This is a genomic window from Sphingomonas panaciterrae (genome assembly GCF_036890205.1).
Taxonomy (GTDB): domain Bacteria; phylum Pseudomonadota; class Alphaproteobacteria; order Sphingomonadales; family Sphingomonadaceae; genus Sphingomonas; species Sphingomonas panaciterrae.
In genome coordinates this window covers 663,213-684,845 of the sequence record NZ_JAKNQR010000001.1, presented here as the reverse complement: position 1 = coordinate 684,845, position 21,633 = coordinate 663,213, and the positions used below count along the sequence as shown (strand labels likewise).

18 protein-coding genes are annotated in these 21,633 nt (G+C 67.1%); 11 read left to right on the top strand and 7 right to left on the bottom strand.

Translation table 11 applies throughout. The annotated features are described in order from the left end of the window. The first annotated feature begins 116 nt into the window (after positions 1-116). The 3 genes from parE to L8F96_RS03365 are packed head-to-tail and all read left to right on the top strand — an operon-like array spanning position 117 to position 4,701. The gene (gene parE, locus L8F96_RS03375; RefSeq protein WP_046406974.1) at positions 117-2,096 is read left to right on the top strand and encodes a DNA topoisomerase IV subunit B; all 1,980 of its coding nucleotides are present in this window, start codon (positions 117-119) and stop codon (positions 2,094-2,096) included. 31 nt (positions 2,097-2,127) lie between these two features. Further along, complete coding sequence (locus L8F96_RS03370) at positions 2,128-4,389, top strand: ribonuclease R family protein (RefSeq protein ID WP_334655081.1); 2,262 nt, start codon at positions 2,128-2,130, stop codon at positions 4,387-4,389. After that, a complete protein-coding gene (locus L8F96_RS03365) occupies positions 4,390-4,701 on the top strand; it encodes a hypothetical protein (protein WP_125945487.1) in 312 nt (103 codons plus the stop codon). A 65-nt stretch (positions 4,702-4,766) separates the two neighbouring features. Here L8F96_RS03365 and L8F96_RS03360 read toward each other — a convergent pair whose 3' ends face one another. Together L8F96_RS03360 and L8F96_RS03355 are read right to left on the bottom strand one after the other, a co-directional pair. Next, entirely contained in the window at positions 4,767-5,927 is a 1,161-nt protein-coding gene (locus L8F96_RS03360; protein ID WP_334655080.1) for a saccharopine dehydrogenase family protein, read from the bottom strand. An 11-nt stretch (positions 5,928-5,938) separates the two neighbouring features. Beyond that, positions 5,939-7,717 carry an ABC transporter transmembrane domain-containing protein gene (locus L8F96_RS03355; protein WP_334655079.1) on the bottom strand — a complete coding sequence of 593 codons (1,779 nt, stop codon included), beginning with the start codon at positions 7,715-7,717 and terminating at the stop codon, positions 5,939-5,941. A gap of 130 nt (positions 7,718-7,847) precedes the next feature. Here L8F96_RS03355 and L8F96_RS03350 point away from each other — a divergent pair, with 130 nt between their 5' ends. Next, on the top strand, positions 7,848-9,065 hold the full coding sequence (locus L8F96_RS03350; RefSeq protein WP_334655078.1) for a polyhydroxyalkanoate depolymerase: 1,218 nt from the start codon (positions 7,848-7,850) through the stop codon (positions 9,063-9,065). Positions 9,066-9,114: 49 nt separating this feature from the next. Here L8F96_RS03350 and L8F96_RS03345 read toward each other — a convergent pair whose 3' ends face one another. The 3 genes from L8F96_RS03345 to L8F96_RS03335 all read right to left on the bottom strand — a co-directional run bounded on the left by L8F96_RS03345 (position 9,115) and on the right by L8F96_RS03335 (position 11,475). Beyond that, on the bottom strand, positions 9,115-9,591 hold the full coding sequence (locus L8F96_RS03345; RefSeq protein WP_046406963.1) for a pyridoxamine 5'-phosphate oxidase family protein: 477 nt from the start codon (positions 9,589-9,591) through the stop codon (positions 9,115-9,117). Positions 9,592-9,776: 185 nt separating this feature from the next. Further along, positions 9,777-10,955 (bottom strand): acetyl-CoA C-acyltransferase, encoded by a 1,179-nt coding sequence (locus tag L8F96_RS03340; RefSeq protein WP_046406961.1) that lies wholly within the window; start codon positions 10,953-10,955, stop codon positions 9,777-9,779. 85 nt (positions 10,956-11,040) lie between these two features. Continuing rightward, positions 11,041-11,475 carry a MaoC family dehydratase gene (locus tag L8F96_RS03335; RefSeq protein ID WP_241212609.1) on the bottom strand — a complete coding sequence of 145 codons (435 nt, stop codon included), beginning with the start codon at positions 11,473-11,475 and terminating at the stop codon, positions 11,041-11,043. A 268-nt stretch (positions 11,476-11,743) separates the two neighbouring features. On the opposite strand from L8F96_RS03335, the gene L8F96_RS03330 reads away from it, so the two are divergent. The 7 genes from L8F96_RS03330 to L8F96_RS03300 all read left to right on the top strand — a co-directional run bounded on the left by L8F96_RS03330 (position 11,744) and on the right by L8F96_RS03300 (position 19,384). Beyond that, on the top strand, positions 11,744-12,637 hold the full coding sequence (locus L8F96_RS03330) for a crotonase/enoyl-CoA hydratase family protein (RefSeq protein ID WP_125945492.1): 894 nt from the start codon (positions 11,744-11,746) through the stop codon (positions 12,635-12,637). A 41-nt stretch (positions 12,638-12,678) separates the two neighbouring features. Continuing rightward, positions 12,679-13,356, top strand: a complete 678-nt coding sequence (rpiA, locus tag L8F96_RS03325) for a ribose-5-phosphate isomerase RpiA (protein WP_136450612.1) — start codon at positions 12,679-12,681, stop codon at positions 13,354-13,356. Positions 13,357-13,422: 66 nt separating this feature from the next. Next, positions 13,423-15,477, top strand: coding sequence for a transketolase (gene tkt / locus L8F96_RS03320; RefSeq protein WP_334655073.1), 2,055 nt, complete (start codon positions 13,423-13,425; stop codon positions 15,475-15,477). Between the two features lie 120 nt (positions 15,478-15,597). Continuing rightward, complete coding sequence (gene tal, locus L8F96_RS03315) at positions 15,598-16,722, top strand: transaldolase (RefSeq protein WP_334655071.1); 1,125 nt, start codon at positions 15,598-15,600, stop codon at positions 16,720-16,722. 73 nt (positions 16,723-16,795) lie between these two features. Then, positions 16,796-17,830: a phosphogluconate dehydrogenase (NAD(+)-dependent, decarboxylating) gene (gene gnd, locus L8F96_RS03310; RefSeq protein WP_331386552.1), complete on the top strand. Its 1,035-nt coding sequence runs from the start codon at positions 16,796-16,798 to the stop codon at positions 17,828-17,830. Positions 17,831-17,840: 10 nt separating this feature from the next. Then, entirely contained in the window at positions 17,841-18,641 is an 801-nt protein-coding gene (locus tag L8F96_RS03305) for a Cof-type HAD-IIB family hydrolase (protein WP_334655069.1), read from the top strand. Then, positions 18,638-19,384 (top strand): HAD-IIB family hydrolase, encoded by a 747-nt coding sequence (locus L8F96_RS03300; RefSeq protein WP_334655068.1) that lies wholly within the window; start codon positions 18,638-18,640, stop codon positions 19,382-19,384. Before L8F96_RS03305 ends, L8F96_RS03300 begins: the two co-directional genes overlap by 4 nt. 72 nt (positions 19,385-19,456) lie before the next feature. On the opposite strand, the gene L8F96_RS03295 is transcribed toward L8F96_RS03300, so the two are convergent. Both L8F96_RS03295 and L8F96_RS03290 read right to left on the bottom strand, forming a co-directional pair. Beyond that, positions 19,457-20,242 (bottom strand): 3'(2'),5'-bisphosphate nucleotidase CysQ, encoded by a 786-nt coding sequence (locus tag L8F96_RS03295; RefSeq protein ID WP_145118417.1) that lies wholly within the window; start codon positions 20,240-20,242, stop codon positions 19,457-19,459. Beyond that, entirely contained in the window at positions 20,242-21,588 is a 1,347-nt protein-coding gene (locus L8F96_RS03290; protein ID WP_145118419.1) for a TldD/PmbA family protein, read from the bottom strand. The genes L8F96_RS03295 and L8F96_RS03290 overlap by 1 nt, the downstream gene beginning before the upstream one ends. Between the last annotated feature and the right edge of the window lie 45 nt (positions 21,589-21,633).

Here is a 21,633-nt window from a genome sequence, read left to right as displayed (position 1 = left end):
AACGGGGCAGGCGGTAGAAAGGATGCATGCCAGCGCGCGTTTGTGCCGAAACGGGAAAAATGTGTTGCAGCGCGGCAACAGGTCACGACTGCCGATGCCTCTGCTATAGCGCAGCCATGGCTGATCCAGATCTGTTCCGTGCCGCCGCTCCCACCCCCGCTTACGACGCCTCGTCGATCGAGGTTCTGGAGGGGTTGGAGCCGGTCCGGCGTCGGCCTGGCATGTACGTCGGCGGCACCGATGAGCGCGCGCTTCATCACCTCGCCGCCGAGGTGCTGGACAATGCGATGGACGAGGCGGTGGCCGGCCACGCCACCCGCATCGAGGTCACGCTGGCGCCGGGCAACCGGCTGACCATCGTCGACAATGGCCGCGGCATCCCGGTCGATCCGCACCCCAAGTTCCCCGACAAGAGCGCGCTGGAGGTGATCCTCTCGACGCTTCACTCGGGCGGCAAGTTCGCGGGCAAGGCCTATGCGACCAGCGGCGGCCTCCATGGCGTTGGCGTGTCGGTCGTCAACGCGCTCTCCTCCGACACCGTGGTCGAGGTGGCCCGCGATCGCCAGCTCTACCGCCAGCGCTTCTCCAAGGGGCAGACGCTCGGCCCGCTGGAGAATGTCGGCGCGGCGCCCAATCGGCGCGGCACGTCGGTCGCCTTCACCCCCGATGAGGAGATTTTCGGGCCCGATCTGCGCTTCAAGCCCGCGCGGCTGTACCGGCTCGCGCGGTCCAAGGCGTATCTGTTCGCCGGGGTCGAGATCCGCTGGAAATGCGCGCCCGAGCTGATCTCGGACGACACGCCGGCAGAGGCGGTGTTCCAGTTCCCCGGCGGCCTTGCCGACCACCTGCGCGAGCAGGTCGGCGGGCGTGAATGCGCCACCGCCGATTTCTTCACCGGCTCGCAGGAGTTTCCGGGAGAGGCCGGCCGCGTCGAATGGGCGGTCGCCTGGCCCTTGTGGTCCGACGGCAGCTATTCCTGGTATTGCAACACCATCCCCACGCCCGATGGCGGCACGCACGAACAGGGTCTGCGCCAGGCGCTGGTCCGCGGCCTGCGGGCGTTTGGCGAGCTGGTGAAGGAAAAGAAGGTCAAGGATCTGACCGCCGATGACGTGATGGTCGGTAGCGAGCTGATGCTCAGCGTCTTCATCCGCGATCCGCAATTCCAGTCGCAGACCAAGGATCGGCTCACGTCGCCCGAGGCCGCCGGCCTCGTCGAAAAGGCCGTTCGCGACCATTTCGACCACTTCCTCACGCACAACATGGACCGCGGTCGCGCGCTGCTGGGCTATGTGCTGGAACGGATGGACGATCGCCTCCGCCGCAAGGAGGAACGCGACGTCAAGCGCAAGACGGCGACCTCCTCGCGCAAGCTGCGGCTGCCGGGCAAGCTGACCGACTGTTCCGCCAACGCCCCCGGCGGCACCGAATTGTTCATCGTCGAAGGCGACAGCGCCGGCGGCAGCGCGAAGCAGGCGCGTGACCGCAAGACACAGGCGATCCTGCCGATCCGCGGCAAGATCCTGAACGTCGCCTCCGCCACCAGTGCGAAGATCCTCGCCAATCAGGAAATCGCCGATCTCATCCAGGCGCTCGGCTGCGGCACGCGCAAGGAATGCCGCCCCGACAATCTACGCTACGAACGCATCGTCATCATGACCGACGCTGATGTCGACGGCGCGCATATCGCCACCCTGCTGATGACCTTCTTCTTCCAGGAGATGCCCGATCTCGTCCGGCGCGGGCACCTCTATCTGGCGCAGCCGCCGCTCTACCGCATCACCTCGGGCGCGAAGTCGCTCTACGCCCGCGACGACGCGCATCGTGCCGAGATCGAACGCACGGCGTTCCGCGGCAAGAAGGTGGAGGTGTCGCGCTTCAAGGGCCTGGGGGAGATGAATCCGGGTCAGCTGCGCGAAACGACGATGGACCCAAAAACCCGCAGCCTCATCCGCATCACCTTGCCGCAGGAATATGAGGAGCGCGCGGGCGTCAAGGATTTGGTCGACCGGCTGATGGGCACCAATCCCGCGCACCGCTTCGCCTTTATCCAGGAGAATGCCGCGCGGATGGACGAAGAAGCGATCGACGCGTGACCCCGGGGGCGCAAGTTCCTATCTAGGGTCGATGCGCAAACCAAAGGCAGGGCTCCCGAGCCGCCAGCAGATCCTCGATTTCATCTCCACGAGCGATACGCCCGCCGGCAAGCGGGAAATCGCCCGCGCCTTCGGCCTCACCGCGCAGGAGAAGATCGGCCTGAAGGCACTGCTCAAGGACATGACCGACGAGGGGCTGATCGACAGCGCCCCCGGCCGTGCCTTCCACAAGATGGGCGGGCTGCCCAAGGTCACCGTGCTGCGCATCGTCGATGCCGACGATCACGGCGCGATCTGGGCCACGCCGGAACGCTGGGAGGCGGAGGTCGCGGCGCCCCGCATCCGCGTGCGCGAGCGGCGACGCGGCGACCTTGGCGTCGGCATGCGCGTGCTGGCCCGCACCGAAGAACTCGGCGGCGGCTGGATCGCCCATCCGATGAAGGTGCTCGCGCCCGCCGCCGAGCAGATCATCGGCGTTCTGCGCGGCGAGGGCGATCGTCTGTGGCTCCAAGGCGTGGAGAAGAAGGAGCGGCGCGAATTTCCCGTCTCGGACGCCGGCGGCGCGCAGCCCGGCGATCTCGTGCTGGCGGAACGGGCCGGCCGCCCGCCGCGCATTACTGCCAAGGTCATTGAGCGGCTGGGCGACCCCTTCGCGCCGCGCAGCTTCTCGCTCATCGCGATCCACAAGCACGATATTCCCAACGTTTTCGATCAGGACACGCTGGACGAGGCGCAGCGGGTCGCCGCCCAGCCGCTGGGCGAGGGGCGGGAGGATCTGACTCATCTGCCGATCGTCGCGATCGATCCCGCCGACGCGCGCGACCATGACGATGCGATCTGGGCCACGCCCGATGATGATCCCGGCAACCCCGGTGGCTATCGCGCGCTGGTCGCAATCGCCGACGTCAGTTTCTATGTGCGGCCGGGCGGGGCGATCGACCGTGAGGCGCGGCGGCGCGGCAATTCGGTCTATTTCCCCGATCGCGTCGTCCCGATGCTGCCCGAGGTGCTGTCGGCGGACGTCTGCTCGCTGAAACAGGGGCAGGATCGCGCCGCGCTCGTTTGCCACCTTCAGGTGAGCAAGACCGGCGCGCTCAAGACCTGGCGCTTTTCGCGCGCGGTGGTGCGGATCGCGCAAAACATCGCTTACGAGGATGCGCAGGCCGCGATCGACGCGGATTCGCCGTTGCCGCTCGAAACCGCCGTGGACGGGCGCGCGCCTGCCGGGGACAGCGCCACGATCCTGGCCGCGCTGAAGGACCTGTGGGAGTGCTGGTCACTGCTCGCCGCCGCACGTGACAAGCGCGAGCCGCTGGCGCTGGACCTTCCCGAACGGCAGGTGGCGCTGGACGAAAAGGGCCGCCTCCTCTCCGTCGCGCCGCGCGACCGACTGGATGCGCACCGCCTGGTCGAGGATTTCATGATCGCCGCCAATGTCGCGGCGGCCAAGGCGCTGGAGGCGAAGAAGGCCCCCGTCATGTACCGCGTCCACGAACCGCCGGCGCGGGAGAAGCTGGTCGCGCTGAAGGAATATCTCGCGACCTTCGACGTCCCCTTTGCGCTGGGTCAGGTCATCAAGCCCGCGACCTTCAACCATATCATCGATCGGGTCGGCGACGCCGATTTCCGCCCGCAGGTCATGGAGCAGATCCTGCGCTCCCAGACCCAGGCCTATTATGCGCCGGCCAATCACGGCCATTTCGGCCTGTCGCTCGGCTCCTATGGCCATTTCACGTCGCCGATCCGGCGCTACGCCGACCTGCTCGTGCATCGCTCGCTGACCAGCGCCTATGGCCTTGGCGCCGGCGGCCTCAACGGCGACGAGGATTTCGAGCGGCTGGGCGAAACGATCAGCAAGCTCGAACGCCGCGCGATGGAGGCGGAGCGCGAGACGATCGATCGCTATGTCGCCGCCTTCCTCGCCGAACGGGTGGGGGAAGTGGTCGATGCGCGCATCACCGGCATCCAGAATTTCGGCTTCTTCGCCACGGTCGAGGGCGTCGGCGGCGACGGGCTGATGCCGATCAGCGACCTGGGGCAGGAATATTTCCGCTATGACGAGGCCGGGCAGCGGCTGGTCGGCGAGACGAGCGGGGACGAATATACGCTGGGCATGCGGCTGAAGCTGCGGCTGGCGGATGCCAATCCAGTGTCCGGTGCGCTCCGCTTCGAGCTTGAGGAAGGGAAGGGCGCCCGTCCGTCACGCCGCGACGGTGCGGGGTCAAAGGCGCCGCGCGTGCTGAAGCGCCGCGGTCGGCCTGGCAACATTCGGCACAAGGGTGGGAGACGATAGATGGCGAACATCGTGATGCGTCTGGGTGAGCGTTACACCACGCGCACGCAGGACCGGCTGGTCGAGCGGCTGCGCGCCGCCAACGCGATCAAGCCGGCGAACGCGACCCTGCTGGCCCCACTCAGCCGCCGCGAGGCCCGGCTGCTCGAACGCATGGTGAAGTTCCGCGCCGTGGTTCAGGAGGGCGAGCATCTGTACTGGCTCAACGAACAGGCGCTGGTCCACTTCCGCAAGGAAGAACTGGCGCGCCTGCTCGGTGCCGTCGCGGTCGCCGGATTCGCTGCCGCCGGCGCGCTCGCGCTCGGCCGCTGACCTCACCTGACTGGCGGGCGTGGGCGACCATCGTCCCCGGCCGCCGGTCGTTCGAGACCCGCTGCTCAGTTGGCGGTAAAGGTCATGCCCGCCCTGGCGATCAGGCGCTTGCGCAGCGGCTCGCCCATCAGCGCACCGGGCGTCCAGATGCCACCTTCGCCCGCGACATCCTCGATCAGGCACATCGCGCTCTCCGCCAACATCTTGCTGGTCGATCCATAACCGGGGTCACGATCGCCGGTGACGACGGCGTCGATCCGCGTGCCATCGGGCATCAGGCCGATGAACAGCACATCATAATGGCCGCTCTCGCGCTCTTCCTTGGTCGGACCTTCGCCGGGCTTGGGCCCCTTGTTGTCGGCAAAGGGATTTAGCTTGGTCAGCGCTTCCGCTGCGGCCTTGCCCATCTCGCCCAGCCCGGTGACCACCATCTCGTCATAGACGAAATCGTCGCCGTAACGCTGGCCGAGCAGGAAATTGGTGCGGTGGACGTTCTTGGTGTTGATCGGCGCCATCACGAACGGCGCGACCCAGGACTCGATCGTGCTGTCATATTCCGGGATCAGCCCGGTCGGCTGGTGCGGCCCCTTGTGGCCCGGGGTCAGCGCAAACGGGCTGGCGAGCAGCGGGACGAGCGAGGGATCCTTCGCCGCCGCCGCCAGCGTCGCCTTCAGGCTCGCCGCGGTCCCGCCCGAGAAGGTGCCCTTCATCGTGCGCACCCGGCATTTCACCCGCGGCGCCGGACGCCCGAACCGCGCGACCGCCGCTTCCTGCAACGTCAGCACGCCAAGGTCGAAGGGGATCGAATCGAACCCGCAGGAAAACACGATCCGCGCGCCCGTGCGCTTCGCCTCTGCATCATGCGCGTCGATCATCTGGCGCATCCACGCCGGTTCGCCGCACAGGTCGACATAGGCCGTGCCGGTTGCCGCGCATGCCGCCACCAGGTCGCTGCTATACAGCTGATACGGCCCGACCGTGCTGATCACGACCTTGGTCCTCTCGCACATGGCGCGCAGCGATGCAGGATCGTCGGCATTGGCGGTGACGAGCGGCACGTCGGCCGAAATGCCCATCTCCCCGCGCACTTCCTCCAGCTTGGAGAGCGAGCGCCCCGCCATCGCCCAGCGCACGCCGGCGGGATAGGTCAGCGCGATATATTCCGCCACCAGCCGCCCGGTATAGCCGGTCGCGCCATAGACGATCACGTCGAAGTCGGTCGTCATCTCTGTCTCTCCTATGCCGCTTCACTAAACTGAAGGCTCGCCAGCCGGGCATACAGCCCGCTGCGCGCCATCAGCGTGGCATGATTGCCCTGCTCAACGATACGCCCGCCGTCCATCACCACGATGCGATTGGCCGCGCGCACGGTGGCGAGTCGATGGGCAATGACCAAAGTGGTGCGATCCGCCATCAGCCGCTCCAGCGCCTCCTGCACCAGCCGCTCGCTTTCGGCGTCCAGTGCGCTGGTCGCCTCGTCGAGCAGCAGGATCGGCGCATCGCGCAGCAGCGCGCGGGCGATCGCGACGCGCTGCCGCTGCCCGCCCGACAACCGCGCCCCGCCTTCACCCAGGAAGGTGTCGAGCCCGTCCGGCAGGTCGCGCAGGAACGCCGACGCATTGGCTGCGTCCGCCGCCGCCCACAATTCCTCGTCGCTCGCGTCCCACCGGCCATAGCGCAGGTTGTCGCGCGCGGAGGCGCCGAAGATCACCGTCTCCTGCGGCACCATCGCAATACGGGCGCGGATCGCGGCGGGATCGGCATCGCGCAGGTCGACGCCATCGATCGTCAGGCGGCCGGCGGCGGGATCGTAGAACCGCTGTAGCAGCTGGAACAAGGTCGTCTTGCCGGCGCCCGATGGCCCGACCAGCGCCACCGTCTCGCCCGGTGCAATCGCCAGCGAGAAATCGTGCAGCGCCGCGGTGTCGGGCCGCGTGGGGTAGCGGAACTCGACATGCTCGAACGCGACGGCGCCCTGCGGCGGCTGCGGTAGTGGCTCGGGCCGGGCCGGCGCCGCGATCTCCGGTTGTTCCGACAGCAATTCCGCGAGCCGCCCGGCGGCCCCGGCACCACGCAGCAATTCGCCATAGACCTCGGTCAACGCGCCGAACGCGCCGGCGACGATCCCGCCCGTCAGCACGAAAGCAGCGATCGACCCGCCCGAAATGCGCCCCGCGGCAACATCGGTCGCGCCTTCCCACAGGACCAGCGTGATCGATCCGAACACCAGCGCGATGACGATCGCGGTCATGATCGCGCGCAGCATGATACGCTTCTGAGCCGCCACCATGGTCGCCTCGACCGCGCCGGTGAAGCGCGCGGCCTCCCGCTGCTCCTGCCCGAACGCCTGCACGATCTTCATCGCCCCCAGCGTCTCGGTCACCATCGAGCCGACATCGGCGACCCGGTCCTGCGAGGTGCGTGAATAGGTGCGCACCCGCCGCCCCAGCAGCATGATCGGCAGGATCACCAGCGGTATGCCAAGGCAAAGCAACCCCGCCAGCTTGGGCGAGATCGCGAACAAATAGATCAGCCCGCCGACCCCGGTGAAGGCATTGCGCAGCGCCACCGACACAGTGGTGCCGACCACCATCTCGATCTGCGCGGTATCCGCGGTCATGCGCGAGGCGATTTCGGAGGGGCGGTTCTCCTCGAAGAAGCGCGGGCTCAGGCTCAGCAGATGCCGCTGCACCGTCTCGCGGATGTCCGCCACCACCCGCTCGCCCAGCCAGGAGACGAAGTAGAAGCGGATCGCCGTACCGATTGCCAGCACCGCGACGATCATCAGCATATAATGGAACGCGCCCGCCACCGCCGCGCCGCCATCCGCCGCGAAGCCGCGGTCGATGATCCGCTTGAAGCTGTAGGGAATCGCGATCGTCGCCGCCGAGGTCACCGCCAGCGCCGTCCAGGCGGCGGCGATCTGCAGCGGGTAACGCTTCGCGTGCTGCCACACGAGGGCAAGGTTGCCGATCCGGCGGGTTGGTTGCGGCTCCACCGACGCTTTGCTGGCCATGCGCGCCACCTAGCAGCCGGGCCGGTGTGGCTCAACGGCCACCATCGCGTCCAATCGGATCAATGGTTCGTTGTGCGGTTGCACAATCGCTATATGGTGGCGCTGCGGTCGTTGCGTTTGAGGATACCCGATGCTCTACGATGCCTATGAGTTCCAGCGGTCGCTGCTCGCCGGGGCCAGTGCAATGGCCAATCTCGGCGCAGGGATGCTTCAGAACCCGGCAAACCCGTTCGCCTATTTCGGCGGTGGGCAGGTCATGGCATCGGCGCTGGAAGTGTTCGCTCATGCTGCGGCTGCACGCGGCAAGCCGGCATTCGGGCTCGATCATACGATCATCGATGGGCGCGACGTGCCGGTGCACGAGGAAATCGTCCTGCAACTACCCTTCGGTCAGCTCAAGCGGTTCGTGCGCGAAGGCGTGGAGGGTGGTCCACGGCTGCTGATCGTCGCCCCCATGTCGGGCCATTTCGCGACGCTGCTGCGCGGCACGGTCGAACGGATGCTGCCCTTCGCCGACGTCTACATCACCGACTGGCGCGATGCGAAGATGGTCCCGGTCGAACATGGCAGCTTCGATCTCGACGATTATGTCGACTATCTGGTCGCCTTCCTGGAGAAGATCGGTCCCGGCGCGCACATGCTCGCCGTGTGCCAGCCATCGGTGCCCAGCTACGCTGCCGCCTGCCTGATGAGCGCGGACAATCACCCCTGCCGCCCGCGCACGCTGACCATGATGGGTGGCCCGATCGACACGCGCGAGGCGCCGACCGCGGTGAACACGCTCGCCACCGAACGCCCGCACGCCTGGTTCGAACAGAATGTCATCGCGACCGTGCCGAATAGCTATCCCGGCGCCGGCCGGCGGGTCTATCCGGGTTTCCTTCAGCTCACCGGCTTCATGACGATGAACCTTGGCAATCACATGATGAGCCATTGGGAGATGTTCAAACATCTCGTGCGCGGTGACGGAGAAAGCGCCGACGCGACCAAGGAATTCTACGACGAGTATCGCTCGGTCTGCGACATGACGGCGGAATATTATCTGCAGACGATCGACCAGGTGTTCCAGGCCCATGCCCTGCCGCGCGGCGTGATGACGCACCGCGGACGCGCGGTCGATCCGGCAGCAATCACCGACATCGGCATTCTGGCGATCGAGGGGGAGCGCGACGATATCTCGGGGCTGGGCCAGACCCGGGCGGCGCTGACAATCGCGACGTCGCTGCCCGCGGAGAAGAAGCGCTATTACATGGCCGAGGGTGTCGGCCATTACGGCATTTTCAACGGATCGAAATGGCGAGACCGCATCGCGCCGGTGGTTGAGGAGTGGATCGCCGCGCACGACTGACGGTGCGGGCGACGAAGGGAAGGGGCGACCGCAGCCGCCCCGCCTTCGGTTAGCCGACCGAGCCGACCTTCGCGTGGCTCGAGGACTCGGCGGAATTGATCGTGCCGCCGAACAGCATCTTCAGCCGGCCGCTGATCGACACGTCGGTTTCCCACAGCTCGGCAGAGGTGATGTCGAACCGGTTGAGCCGGGCGTCGGCCTTGCCGTTCGGGAACCAGGCCTCGACCTGATTGTCCCACAACCTGTCGAACGTGGCCTGGTCGGTTTCCTGCGACACGCGCCCGGCGAGGCAGGCAAAGAAATCATGCCCCTTGCCGACGAACTGCGCCATGGCCTCGCCACCCTTGGCGATGCGATTGTCGTGCGCGGAAAAGATGAACAGCGTGTTGGGCTGCGCATCGTCCAGCTTGACGCTCATCGGCTCGGAATGCTGGCCGTCCATCAGGCCGATCATCACATAGGGGCTGTCCTCAAGCTTCTTGAGGAACGTTTCGGCGACTTCCTGCGGACTGTCCTTATCGGCCATGCGACTCTCTCCTGCTTTGGATCAAGCCGAAGAACGAGGCGGGCGAAGGTTGGTTGCGCGCGACAGGATCCGACGCGCCCGGACCCACGCAAAAGCCCCGGTCGCTCGCGCGGCCGGGGCTTCTGTTGATCAGTGATCGTGGCGCTCCGGGCGACACCCCGCGGGTGCCGCTCCGACGCCGGGCATTACAGGACTTCGAACAGGCCCGCTGCGCCCATGCCGCCGCCGACGCACATCGTGACGACGACGTACTTCGCGCCGCGACGCTTGCCTTCGATCAGCGCGTGGCCGGTCATGCGCGCGCCCGACATGCCGTACGGGTGGCCGATCGAGATCGCGCCGCCGTTGACGTTCAGCAGCTCGTCGGGGATGCCCAGCTTGTCACGGCAGTACAGCACCTGCACCGCAAACGCCTCGTTCAGCTCCCAGAGGCCGATGTCGTCCATCTTCAGGTTGAAGCGCTCGAGCAGCTTGGGGATCGCAAAGACCGGGCCGATGCCCATCTCGTCCGGCTCGGTGCCGGCAACGGCCATGCCGACATAGCGGCCCAGCGGCGTCAGGCCCTTCTTCTCGGCCAGCTTCTCCTCCATCAGCACGCTGGCCGATGCGCCGTCCGACAGCTGCGAGGCATTGCCGGCGGTGATGTTGAGATCGGGGCCAAGCACCGGCTTCAGCGACTTCAGGCCCTCCAGCGTGGTGTCGGGACGATTGCCCTCGTCCTTCGCCAGCGTCACTTCCTTGTAGGAGACTTCCTTGGTCTCCTTGTCGACGATCGCCATGTTCGCGGTGACGGGGATGATCTCGTCATCGAACTTGCCGGCGGCCTGCGCGGCGGCGGTGCGCTGCTGCGACTGGAAGCCATATTCGTCCTGCGCGTCGCGGCTGATGCCATAACGCTTGGCCACCACTTCGGCGGTCTGCAGCATCGGCATGTAGATGTCCTTGTGCATCGCGACCAGCTCGGGGTCAGGCTGCACGCGCATCTGCGGCGTCTGGACGATGCTGATGCTGTCGACGCCGGCGCCGATGGTGACGTCCATGTTGTCGACCATGATCTGCTTGGCGGCGGTGGCGATCGCCATCAGGCCCGATGCGCACTGGCGGTCGAGCGACATGCCCGACACCGACACCGGCAGGCCGGCACGCAGCAGCGAGGTGCGCGCGATGTTGGTTGCCTGCGCCCCCTGCTGCAGCGCGGCGCCCATCACCACGTCCTGTACTTCGGCGCCGTCGATCTTGGCGCGCTCGACGGCGGCCTTGAGCGCATGGCTGGCGAGGGTCGGCGACAGCGTGTTGTTGAAAGCGCCGCGATAGGCACGGCCGATCGGCGTGCGGGCGGTGGAAACGATGACGGCGGAGCGCATGTTCAGGATCCTTGGTAGTAGAAAGTGCCGGTCCGCCCGCTGATGCGGGCGGCGCTCCCCGGGGAGGGCGGCGGTTGGAACGATATCAGGTGAAGACTTGCGTGATCCACTCGGCGATCATCGCGGGCTTCTCGCTGCCCTCGATCTCGATCGTGGTCTCGGTGGTGAACTGATACTGGCCGGGACGCTTTTCATCGAACTCGGTCAGCTTGGAACGGCCGCGCACGCGCGATCCCGACGGGACGGGGGCGAGGAAGCGGACTTTGTTGCCGCCATAGTTGACGCCCATCTTCACACCGTCGAGCCGCGGCATGCCGGGGTTCTTGGCCGACAGCAGCGGCAAGAGCGACAGCGTCAGAAATCCGTGCGCGATGGTCGTGCCGAACGGCGTCTGCTTGGCGCGTTCCGGGTCGATGTGGATGAACTGGTGATCGCCGGTCGCGTCGGCGAACTTGTTGATCATCTCCTGGGTCACTTCGACCCATTCGGACACGCTTTCCTTGCCGATCGCGGCCTTCATCTCGTCTGCGTTCACGAAGACTCCCCTTGGCTTCCTCATCCCGTTCGCGGGTGCAGCACTCCTCTAGTCTTTTGGCCTGCGCGCCCGCAAGTCTTGTCGACCGGAAGCTGGAAATTCGCCGCGGCAGCAGAGCAGCCGGACGAACCCCATCTTCGAAATTGCCCTTACGGCACCCCACCCCCGCAGCCGCCTTGCGCTTGCCACCATAAATAATGTTATGGTGGTAAAGACAGCTGCCGGAGGGGCGGCGCGACAAAGGAGAGGCAGCTTGGCTTACGAGCAGATCATCTATGACGTGAAGGACGGGGTGGCGACGATCACGCTCAACCGCCCGGAAAAGCTCAATGCGTTCACCGGCACGATGATGGCCGAGATGATCGACGCCTTTGACAAGATCGACGCTGACGATGACGTGCGCTGTGTCATCGTGACGGGCGCGGGCCGCGCCTTCTGCGCCGGCGCCGATCTGTCGGCCGGCGCCAAGACGTTCGATTATGACAAGCGTACCGATCGCCCCGACAAGGGCAGCGGGCAGGGCGGCCTCACCTATGAGATGGAGGAGGCGCGCGACGGCGGCGGCCGCCTGACGCTGCGCATCTTCGAATGTCTGAAGCCGGTGATCGCCGCGGTGAACGGCGCGGCGGTCGGCGTCGGCTCGACCATGCAGCTGCCGATGGACATCCGCATCGCCAGCGACTCGGCGCGCTTCGGCTTCGTCTTCGCTCGCCGCGGCATCGTGCCGGAGGCAGCGTCGAGCTTCTTCCTGCCGCGCGTGGTCGGCATCAGCCAGGCGCTCGAATGGTGCTACACCGGCCGGGTGTTCGGCGCGCAAGAGGCGCTCGACGGCGGCCTCGTGAAGCAGGTGGTGCCGGGTGACGAGCTGCTCGCCGTTGCCAACGCGCTGGCCCGCGAAATCGCCGACAACACCGCGCCCGTCTCGGTCGCGCTTACCCGCCAGATGCTGTGGCGCGGGCTCGGCTTCCAGCACCCGATGGACGCGCACAAGGTCGACAGCCGCGCGATCCTCTCGCGCGGCCGCTCGGGCGACGCAAAGGAAGGCGTCACTTCCTTCCTCGAAAAGCGCACCCCCGTTTACCCGGACAAGGTATCGTCAAACATGCCGGACTTCTTCCCTTGGTGGGAGGAGCAGAAGTACGGCTAAATCGCAGGGTCCCTCGGCCTCATGCCGCGTTATGATGCGGTATGAGTGTCGAGGATGACAAGCGGCTGGCCGCGGAGGCGGCGGTGGCCGAGGTGCGCGACGGCATGGTCGTGGGCCTTGGCACCGGCTCCACTGCGGCCTTTGCCATTGGCGCGCTCGGCGCGCGCGTGGCGCGGGGGCTGCGCGTCCTCACCGTCGCGACCAGCGAGGCGACCGTCCGCGCCGCCAGCGCCGTTGGCATCACCGTCAGCGACTTTGCCGATTACGCCACGATCGATCTTGCCATCGACGGCACGGACGAGATCGACGACCGCATGTGGGCGATCAAGGGCGCCGGCGGCGCGATGCTGCGCGAAAAGGCGGTCGCCGCGGCGGCCCGTCGATTCGTGGTGATCGCCGACGGGTCGAAGCGCGTGCCGGCGATTGGCGCGGCAAAGCTCCCGGTCGAGATCCTCCCCTTCGCGCGCAGCTTCGTGACCGCGCAGCTTTCAACACTCGGCGCCATCGTCACGGTGCGACCGGACTATCGCAGCGACAATGGCAACCTCGTCGCCGACTGCCGCTTCGCGCCCATGCCCGACCCCCGCGTCCTCGCGCGCATGATCGACAAAATCCCCGGCGTGCTGGGCCACGGCCTGTTCCTCGATGAGGTGGATGCCGCCTATATCGCCACCGATGGCGTCGTTGCGCGACTGGAACGCGGCGGACGGAGCGACTAGAGGGGCCGCGACTCGGCAACCGGGCACTTGCCCGGGCGTTCGATACCCATTCAGCGAGGGCCCCCGATGACCGACACCGCCAATCCCGCGAACGTTCATGAGGACGGCTCGTCCGACCGCCTGGCGATCGACACCATCCGCACCCTTTCGATGGACGCGGTGCAGGCGGCGAACTCCGGCCACCCCGGCACGCCGATGGCGCTGGCGCCGGTCGGTCACACGCTGTGGACCAAGTTCCTGCGCTATGATCCCGCGCATCCGCACTGGGCTAACCGCGACCGCTTCGTGCTGTCGGTCGGCCATGCCTCGATGCTGCTCTATTCGCTGCTGCACCTCGCCGGCGTGAAGCAGCCCGATGGCGCCCCCGCCGTCAGCCTCGACGATATCAAGGCCTTCCGCCAGCTCGGCTCGAAGACGCCGGGTCACCCCGAATACAGCCACACCGTGGGCGTCGAGACGACCACCGGCCCGCTCGGCCAGGGCTGCGGCAATTCCGTCGGCATGGCGATTGCCGAGCGCTGGATGGCCGCGCGCTACAACCAGCCCGGCTTCACCCTGTTTGACCATGACGTCTATTCGCTGTGCGGCGACGGTGATCTCATGGAGGGCGTCGCGGCCGAGGCGGCCAGCCTCGCCGGCCATCTGAAGCTCTCCAACCTGTGCTGGATCTACGACAGCAACAACATCTCGATCGAAGGCGACACCGACCTCGCGTTCGACGAGGACGTCGGCATGCGCTTCCAGGCGTACGGCTGGAACGTCATCCACGTCGACGACGCCAATGACGTCGCGGCGCTGACCAAGGCGTTCGAGCAGTTCCGCGCCACCACCGACAAGCCGACGCTGATCATCGTCCATTCGATCATCGGCTGGGGCTCGCCGCGCGCCGGCAGCGAAAAGGCGCATGGCGAGGCGCTGGGCGAAGAGAATGTCCGCCTCACCAAGCAGGCCTATGGCTGGCCCGAGGACAAGAGCTTCTACGTGCCCGAGGGCGTTCAGGAGGGCTTTGAAGGCGCGATGGTCGAGCGCAGCGCGCCGCTGCGCGAGGCGTGGGAGGCAAGCCTCGCCAAGTACCGCGAGGCGCATCCGGATCTCGCCAAGGAAGTCGACGCCATCCTTGGCGGCACGCTGCCGGAGGGCTGGGATGCCGACATCCCGACCTTCGAGGCGGATCCGAAGGGACTCGCCAGCCGCGATTCGAGCGGCAAGGTGCTGAACGCCATCGCCAAGAAGATGCCGTGGCTGATCGGCGGCTCGGCCGATCTCGCGCCCTCGACCAAGACCGACATCAAGGGCGAGGCGTCGTTCGAGGCGAGCAATTACGCCGGCCGCAACTTCCACTTCGGCGTGCGCGAACATGGCATGGGCGCGATCGTCAACGGCATGGCGCTGTCGGGGCTGCGGTCCTACGGCAGCACCTTCTTCGTGTTCCTCGATTACATGCGCCCGCCGGTCCGCCTGTCGGCGCTGATGGAGCTGGGCGCGGTGTGGGTGTTCACGCACGATTCGATCGGCGTGGGCGAAGATGGCCCGACGCACCAGCCGATCGAGCAGCTCGTCATGCTGCGCGCGACGCCGGGCCTCGACGCCTTCCGCCCGGCCGATGCCAACGAGGTCGCCGTCGCGTGGCGCGTGATCATCGAAAACCACAAGCAGCCGGCGGCGCTGGTCCTCTCGCGTCAGGCGCTGCCGACGATCGACCGCAGCAAATATGCCAGCGCCGACGGCGTGCGTCAGGGCGGCTATGTGCTCGCCGATTGCGACGGCACGCCCGACGTGATCCTGATCGCCACCGGCAGCGAAGTGAACCTCGCGCTCGAGGCGCATGAGAAGCTCGTTGCCGAGGGCAAGAAGAGCCGCGTCGTCTCGATGCCCAGCTGGTTCCGTTACGAGCAGCAGTCCGACGGCTATAAGGAAAGCGTGCTGCCCGCCGGCGTCACCGCGCGCGTCGCGATCGAAATGGGCGGCGAGATCGGCTGGGACCGCTACGTCGGGCTGAAGGGCCGCACGATCACCATGTCGACCTTCGGCGCCTCGGCCCCGATTGCCAAGCTCGCGGACCAATATGGTTTCACCACCGACAATGTCGTGAAGGTGGCGAAAGAGGTCATGGCTGCCTAACTCTAGGGTAACGAGCCCGTCCGGTCCGAGCGAAGTCGAGGGTCGGGGCCGGACGGGCGGGCGACATATACGCCAACGTGTCCCGACTTCGCTCGACACGAACGGACGGAGACAGGACTGATGGGCAAGCTCAACGATCTCGCAGGTGCCGGCCAGGCGGTGTGGCTCGACTTCGTCGACCGCAAGTTCCTGGAGGCTGGCGGCCTGCAGAAGCTGGTCGACGAGGACGGCGTCACCGGCGTCACCTCCAACCCCACCATCTTCCAGAAGGCGATGGGCGAGGGCACGGCCTATGACCAGACGCTCGCCGCGTTCGACAAGGCCAATCCCGGCGCGTCGGCGATGGACCGCTACGAACATCTCGCAATCCAGGACATCAAGGCCGCGGCCGAGACGCTGCGCCCCGTCTATGACCGGCTGAACGGCAAGGACGGCTATGTCAGCCTGGAGGTCTCGCCCTATCTCGCCAACGACACCGACGGCACGATTGCCGAGGCGCAGAAGCTGTGGGCCGCGGTCGACCGACCGAACCTGATGATCAAGATCCCGGGCGCCCCGGCCGGCGTGCCGGCGATCGCCGCGACGATCGCCAATGGCATCAACGTCAACGTGACGCTGCTGTTCTCGCAGGAATCCTACCAGGCGGTCGCACTCGCTTATGTCGAGGGCCTCGAACTGCGCGTCTCGCGCGGTGAGCCGATCGATCGCATCGCCAGCGTCGCCAGCTTCTTCATCAGCCGCATCGACGCGGAGATCGACAAGAAGATTGACGCGCTGATCGAAAAGGGCGGCGCCACCGCCGAGGAGGCCAAGGCGCTGAAGGGCAAGGTGGCGATCGCCAATGCGAAGCTCGCTTATGCCTGGTATCAGGATTTCATCGCGTCCGACCGCTGGCAGGCGCTCGCCGCCAAGGGCGCGCAGCCGCAGCGGCTGCTGTGGGCATCGACGGGTACCAAGAACCCCGATTATCCCGACACGCTGTACGTCGACACGCTGATCGGCCCCGACACGGTCAACACCATGCCGCCCAAGACGCTCGACGCCTATCGCGAGCGCGGCACGGCGCGCGTGACGCTGACCGAGGATCTGGACGGTGCGCGCAAGGTGCTGGCCGATGCCGACCGCCTCGGGCTCGACCTGCCGGGCGTCACCGAGCGGCTGGTGGAGGAGGGCGTGGCCTCGTTCAACAAGTCGTTCGACGATCTGCTCGGCTCGATCGAGGCAAAGCACCCCGCCGACGCGTGATCGCTCGCGGAACGGAACCCCCCGTTCCTCCGTTCGCGCTCTGCCGGCCTTCTGACATGCCACGTCGTTGCGCATGTCGGGGGGCGGGCGGGGCCGTAACGGCAATCACGTGGAGCCAATAGGTATGAAGATCGGCATCATCGGCCTCGGCCGGATGGGCGGTAACATCGCGCGTCGGCTGATGCGCGGCGGGCATGAAGTGGTCGTGTGGGATCGCAATGCCGAGGCTGTGTCCGCGCTCGGCGGCGAAGGTGCGATCACCGCCACCTCACTTGATGATGTCCGCGACAAGCTCGACAAGCCGGCGATCTTCTGGGTGATGCTGCCCGCCGGTGCGCCGACCGAGGAGACGATCCAGGCGCTGTGCGGCGACACCTGCGCGGAGGGCGACATCATCATCGATGGCGGCAACACCTTCTGGAAGGATGACGTGCGCCGCGCCAAGGCGCTCGCCGAGAAGGGCGTCCATTACGTCGACGTCGGTACCTCGGGCGGCGTCTGGGGGCTGGAGCGCGGCTATTGCATGATGATCGGCGGCGACAAGGAAACCGTCGACCTGCTCGATCCCATCTTCGACACGCTCGCACCTGGCGTCGGCAGCGTGTCGCGCACCCCCAACCGCTCCGAGGATTGCGACCCGCGCGCGGAAAAGGGCTACATCCACGCCGGCCGCGCCGGCGCGGGCCATTTCGTGAAGATGGTGCACAACGGCATCGAATACGGCCTCATGCAGGCTTATGCGGAGGGCTTCGACGTCCTGTGGGGCCGCAATGTGAAGCATCTGCCCGAGGACGAACGCTTCGAGTTCAACCTGGCCGAGATTTCCGAGGTATGGCGCCGTGGCTCGGTCATCTCGTCCTGGCTGCTCGATCTCACCGCCTCGGCGCTGGCGCAGGACCAGACGCTGTCGAACTTCTCGGGCAATGTCGCCGATTCGGGTGAGGGGCGCTGGACGATCGACGCCGCGATGGAACAGGCGACACCGGTCGCTGTGCTGACCACGGCGCTGTTCGCCCGTTATCGCAGCCGCATCGACGACATGTACGGCGACAAGCTTCTTTCCGCGATGCGCTTCGGCTTTGGCGGCCACGTCGAAATCCCGCAGTGAGCCGCGCCCGATGATGCTCCTCGTCAGCGATGTCGACGGCACGCTCGTCGACACCGCTAAGCAGCTCACGTCCGGCACGATCGCTGCGGTGCGCCGACTGCAGGATGCCGGCTTCGGCTTCACCATCATCAGCGCCCGGCCGATGTCGGGCATCGCGCCGCTCGCCGAGGCCCTCGCGCTCGACGTACCGATGGGCGCCTTCAACGGCGGCACGATCTTCCGCCGCGGCGGGGAGATCCTGTGCCATCACCGGATCGACGTCGCGGTGGCTCGCGCCGCGGTGGCGCAGGCCCATGAGCGCGCCGTCGACATCTGGGTGTTCGCCGGCGATCAATGGTACGCGACCAGCGTGGACAATCCGCACGTCGCCAGTGAGCGTGTGTCCTCCAATCAGGAACCGGTGATCTGCGCCGGCTTCGACGACCTGCTCGATCATGCCGACAAGATCACCTTTGTCAGCGACGACTATGCGGCGCTCGACACGTTCCGCGATTCGCTCCAGGCAGAGTTCGGCGATCAGGCAACGATCGCCAAGTCGCAGAGCTATTATCTCGATATCACCGCGACGCGTGCCAACAAGGGCGACGGTGTCACCATGCTCGCCGACGCGCTTGGCTTCCCGCTGACGCGCACCATCGTGATCGGGGATCAGGCCAACGATCTGCCGATGTTCGCCCGCGCCAATCGCGCCATCGCGATGGGCAATGCCACCGACGAAGTGAAGGCGCAGGCAGGCGACGTCACCATTGCCAATAATGAGGATGGCGTCGCACACGCCATCGACCGTTTCATCCTGGGGAGAATGATGTGAAGCAACTCGTTGCCTTTGATCTTGATGGCACGCTGGCCGAGAGCAAGCAGGCGATCCAGCCCGACATGGCGGCGGCGCTTGCCGAATTGCTCACGGTCGCGCATGTGGCCGTGATCTCGGGCGGCGACTGGCCGCAGTTCGACAAGCAGGTCGCCAGCCAGCTTCCGGAGAATGCCGATCGCGCGCGCCTCTGGCTGATGCCGACCACCGGCACGAAGCTTTACACCTTCCGCGATGGCCGGTGGGGCTCGGTCTATGCCGAACTCTTCACCGACGATCAGAAGAAGAAGATCCTGACCGCCTTCGACGAGGCGCTGGAGGCGACCGGCTTCGTCCCCGAACAGACCTGGGGTGAGCGGATCGAGGATCGCGGCAGCCAGATCACCTTCTCCGCGCTCGGCCAGCAGGCGCCGATCCACGCCAAGGAAAGCTGGGACCCTGACTTCGCCAAGCGCAAGGTGATCCAGGCCGACCTGAAGAAGCGGCTGCCGGGCCTCTCGATCAACATGGGTGGCGCGACTTCGATCGACATCACGCAGGAGGGGGTCGACAAGGCGTACGGGCTGAAGCGCCTGCGCGACGAAAGCGGCATCCCGCTCGATGCGATGATGTTCATCGGCGACGCGATCTTCCCGGGCGGCAATGATTATCCGGCGAAGGAACTGGGGCTTGATACCGTTCGCGTGCGCGATCCGCAGGAAACGCTCAGCGTCATCGCCGCGATCGTCGCCTGCCAGAAATAGGCACCGGTTCGAAACAGGAGAGGGGGGCTGCCGGCAACGCTGGCGGCCCCTTATTCTTGCGGCCCGGGCCGCTCAGCGCGTCAGCACTGCCTTCGCCCGCCCGGACAGCCGCTCGATCGCCGCCTTGTGGATCCCCTGGCTGCTGGTGATGACGCCGAACGCCTGAGGATCGGGCTTGTTGAACACCAGTGCGCCGCCCAGCGCATCGGTGACGCAGCCGCCCGCCTCCTGCGCGATCAGCGCGGCGGCGGCGATGTCCCATTCATTGCCCCAGCGCAGCGTCGCGACCAGGTCGGCGCGGTCGTCCGCCACCATCGCCATGCGCAGCGCGATCGAATTGGGCTTCTCCACCATGGCAAGATCTCGGTCCGCCTTGGGCAGCGCATCGGTCGGCACGCGCGACCCGGCAAAGTCGGTGCGCTGGCTGGCAGTGATCGGCCGCTGGTTCAGCGTCGCGCCGCACCCTGCCGCCGCCTGCCACAATTCGCCCCGCGCCGGCGCATCGAGCACGCCGACGACCGCGCGCCCGTCCTCGACCAGCGCCACCGACACCGCCCAGCCGGTCCGCCCGCGGATATAGTCGCGCGTACCGTCGATCGGGTCGACCACCCAGATCCTGCGCCGCTGCAGGCGCTCCGGGCTGTCGGCGGTTTCCTCGGACAGCCACCCCGCGTCGGGCAGCAGCGCGCTCAGCCGTTCGCGCAGCATCGTGTCGACCGCCAGGTCCACCTCGCACACCGGGCTGCCCGCTTCCTTCTCCCACCGCGCGAAATCGGTGCGGAACTGCGCCATCGCCAGCGCCCCCGCCTCGCGCGTGATGCCGGCAATCGCGGCCGTGAGGTCTTGGAGCGGCGGCATCACCCTCCGGCGACCGTCATCCCGTCGATGCGAACCGTCGGCACATTGGTGCCATAGCGGAACTCAAGGTCGGTGGCCGGGGTCAGGTTCAGGAACATGTCCTTCAGATTGCCGGCGATGGTGAACTCCGCGACTGGCCGGGTGATCCGTCCGTCCTCGATCAGGAAGCCCGCTGCGCCGCGGCTATAGTCGCCGGTCACCGGGTTGACGCCCTGGCCGATCAGCTCGATCACATAGACGCCGCGCTGGATGTCGCCGATCAGCGTTTCGACCGGCACATGGCCGGCGTGCATATAGAGGTTGCTCGTCGTCACCCCCGGCGCGCCGCCGACGCCGCGGGCGGCATGGCCGGTCGGCTCCAGCCCCAGCTGCCGCGCGCTGGCGCTGTCGAGCAGCCAGGTTTCCAGCACGCCATTGTTGATGATGTCGCACGGCGACACCGGCAGCCCTTCGCCATCGAACGGCCGCGAACGCAGCCCGTGCGGGCGATGCGGATCGTCGGAGATCGTCACGCCGTCCGCGAACACCTTGGCGCCCAGCGAATCGAGCAGGAACGACGTGCGCCGCGTGATCGCCTGTCCCGCGATCGCGCTGGTCAGATGGCCGAGCAGCCCGGCGCCGACGCGCGGATCATAGACCACCGGCATCGACGCGCTTTCGATCCGCCCGGGGTTGAGCCGCGCCACCGCGCGCTCGCCGGCGCGCTTGCCGACGTCCTCGGGGCTTTCCAGCCGGCTGCGGTGGCGCGCGGAGTGGAAGCCATAATCGCGCTGCATCCCGCCGCCTTCGCCGGCGATCACGCTCGCCGACAGGCCATAAGCGGAGGTGGAATAGCTGCCGGCAAAGCCGTGGCTGGTCGCCAGCGCCCACACGCTGCGCGATGCGCTCGCGCCGCCGCCCTCGCTGTTGGTGACGCCGGCGACGGCCAGCGCCGCTTCCTCGGCGCGCATCGCCATGTCGCGCAGCGTCGCTGGGGAAACCTCCTCCTGATCGTCGAGGTCGAGCAGCGGGGCCGTGCCGCGCATCAGCCGCGCCTCGGGGGCGAGCCCCGCCCATTGATCCTCCGGCGCCTCACGCGCCATCGCCACTGCCCGCTCGACCAACGCGTCGAGCGCGGCCGGCGACAGGTCGGAGGTCGACACGCTCGCCGATCGCTGCCCGATGAACACGCGCAGCCCCAGGTCCTCGCTCTCGGACCGGCCCACGTCCTCCAGCTTGCCCAGGCGGACGGAAATGTCGTTGGAGGCGTCGGCGGCAAACACCGCGTCGGCGGCGTCCACGCCCGCGGCAACGGCACGGGCGACGATATCGGCGGCGCGATCCTGCGCCTGGGCGGAAGTCAGCATGGCACGCGACTTAGGGGGCCGCACCGCCCGTTGCTAGGGTGAACC

Coding starts and splice junctions, on each gene's coding strand:
- L8F96_RS03355 (WP_334655079.1), bottom strand. CDS start 7,717: ATGGCCAGCAAAGCGTCGGTGGAGCCGCAACCAACCCGCCGGATCGGC.
- L8F96_RS03350 (WP_334655078.1), top strand. CDS start 7,848: ATGCTCTACGATGCCTATGAGTTCCAGCGGTCGCTGCTCGCCGGGGCC.
- rpiA (WP_136450612.1), top strand. CDS start 12,679: ATGAGTGTCGAGGATGACAAGCGGCTGGCCGCGGAGGCGGCGGTGGCC.
- L8F96_RS03365 (WP_125945487.1), top strand. CDS start 4,390: ATGGCGAACATCGTGATGCGTCTGGGTGAGCGTTACACCACGCGCACG.
- tal (WP_334655071.1), top strand. CDS start 15,598: ATGGGCAAGCTCAACGATCTCGCAGGTGCCGGCCAGGCGGTGTGGCTC.
- parE (WP_046406974.1), top strand. CDS start 117: ATGGCTGATCCAGATCTGTTCCGTGCCGCCGCTCCCACCCCCGCTTAC.
- L8F96_RS03335 (WP_241212609.1), bottom strand. CDS start 11,475: ATGAAGGCCGCGATCGGCAAGGAAAGCGTGTCCGAATGGGTCGAAGTG.
- tkt (WP_334655073.1), top strand. CDS start 13,423: ATGACCGACACCGCCAATCCCGCGAACGTTCATGAGGACGGCTCGTCC.
- L8F96_RS03360 (WP_334655080.1), bottom strand. CDS start 5,927: ATGACGACCGACTTCGACGTGATCGTCTATGGCGCGACCGGCTATACC.
- L8F96_RS03345 (WP_046406963.1), bottom strand. CDS start 9,591: ATGGCCGATAAGGACAGTCCGCAGGAAGTCGCCGAAACGTTCCTCAAG.
- gnd (WP_331386552.1), top strand. CDS start 16,796: ATGTCGGGGGGCGGGCGGGGCCGTAACGGCAATCACGTGGAGCCAATA.
- L8F96_RS03340 (WP_046406961.1), bottom strand. CDS start 10,955: ATGCGCTCCGCCGTCATCGTTTCCACCGCCCGCACGCCGATCGGCCGT.
- L8F96_RS03305 (WP_334655069.1), top strand. CDS start 17,841: ATGATGCTCCTCGTCAGCGATGTCGACGGCACGCTCGTCGACACCGCT.
- L8F96_RS03370 (WP_334655081.1), top strand. CDS start 2,128: ATGCGCAAACCAAAGGCAGGGCTCCCGAGCCGCCAGCAGATCCTCGAT.
- L8F96_RS03295 (WP_145118417.1), bottom strand. CDS start 20,242: ATGCCGCCGCTCCAAGACCTCACGGCCGCGATTGCCGGCATCACGCGC.
- L8F96_RS03290 (WP_145118419.1), bottom strand. CDS start 21,588: ATGCTGACTTCCGCCCAGGCGCAGGATCGCGCCGCCGATATCGTCGCC.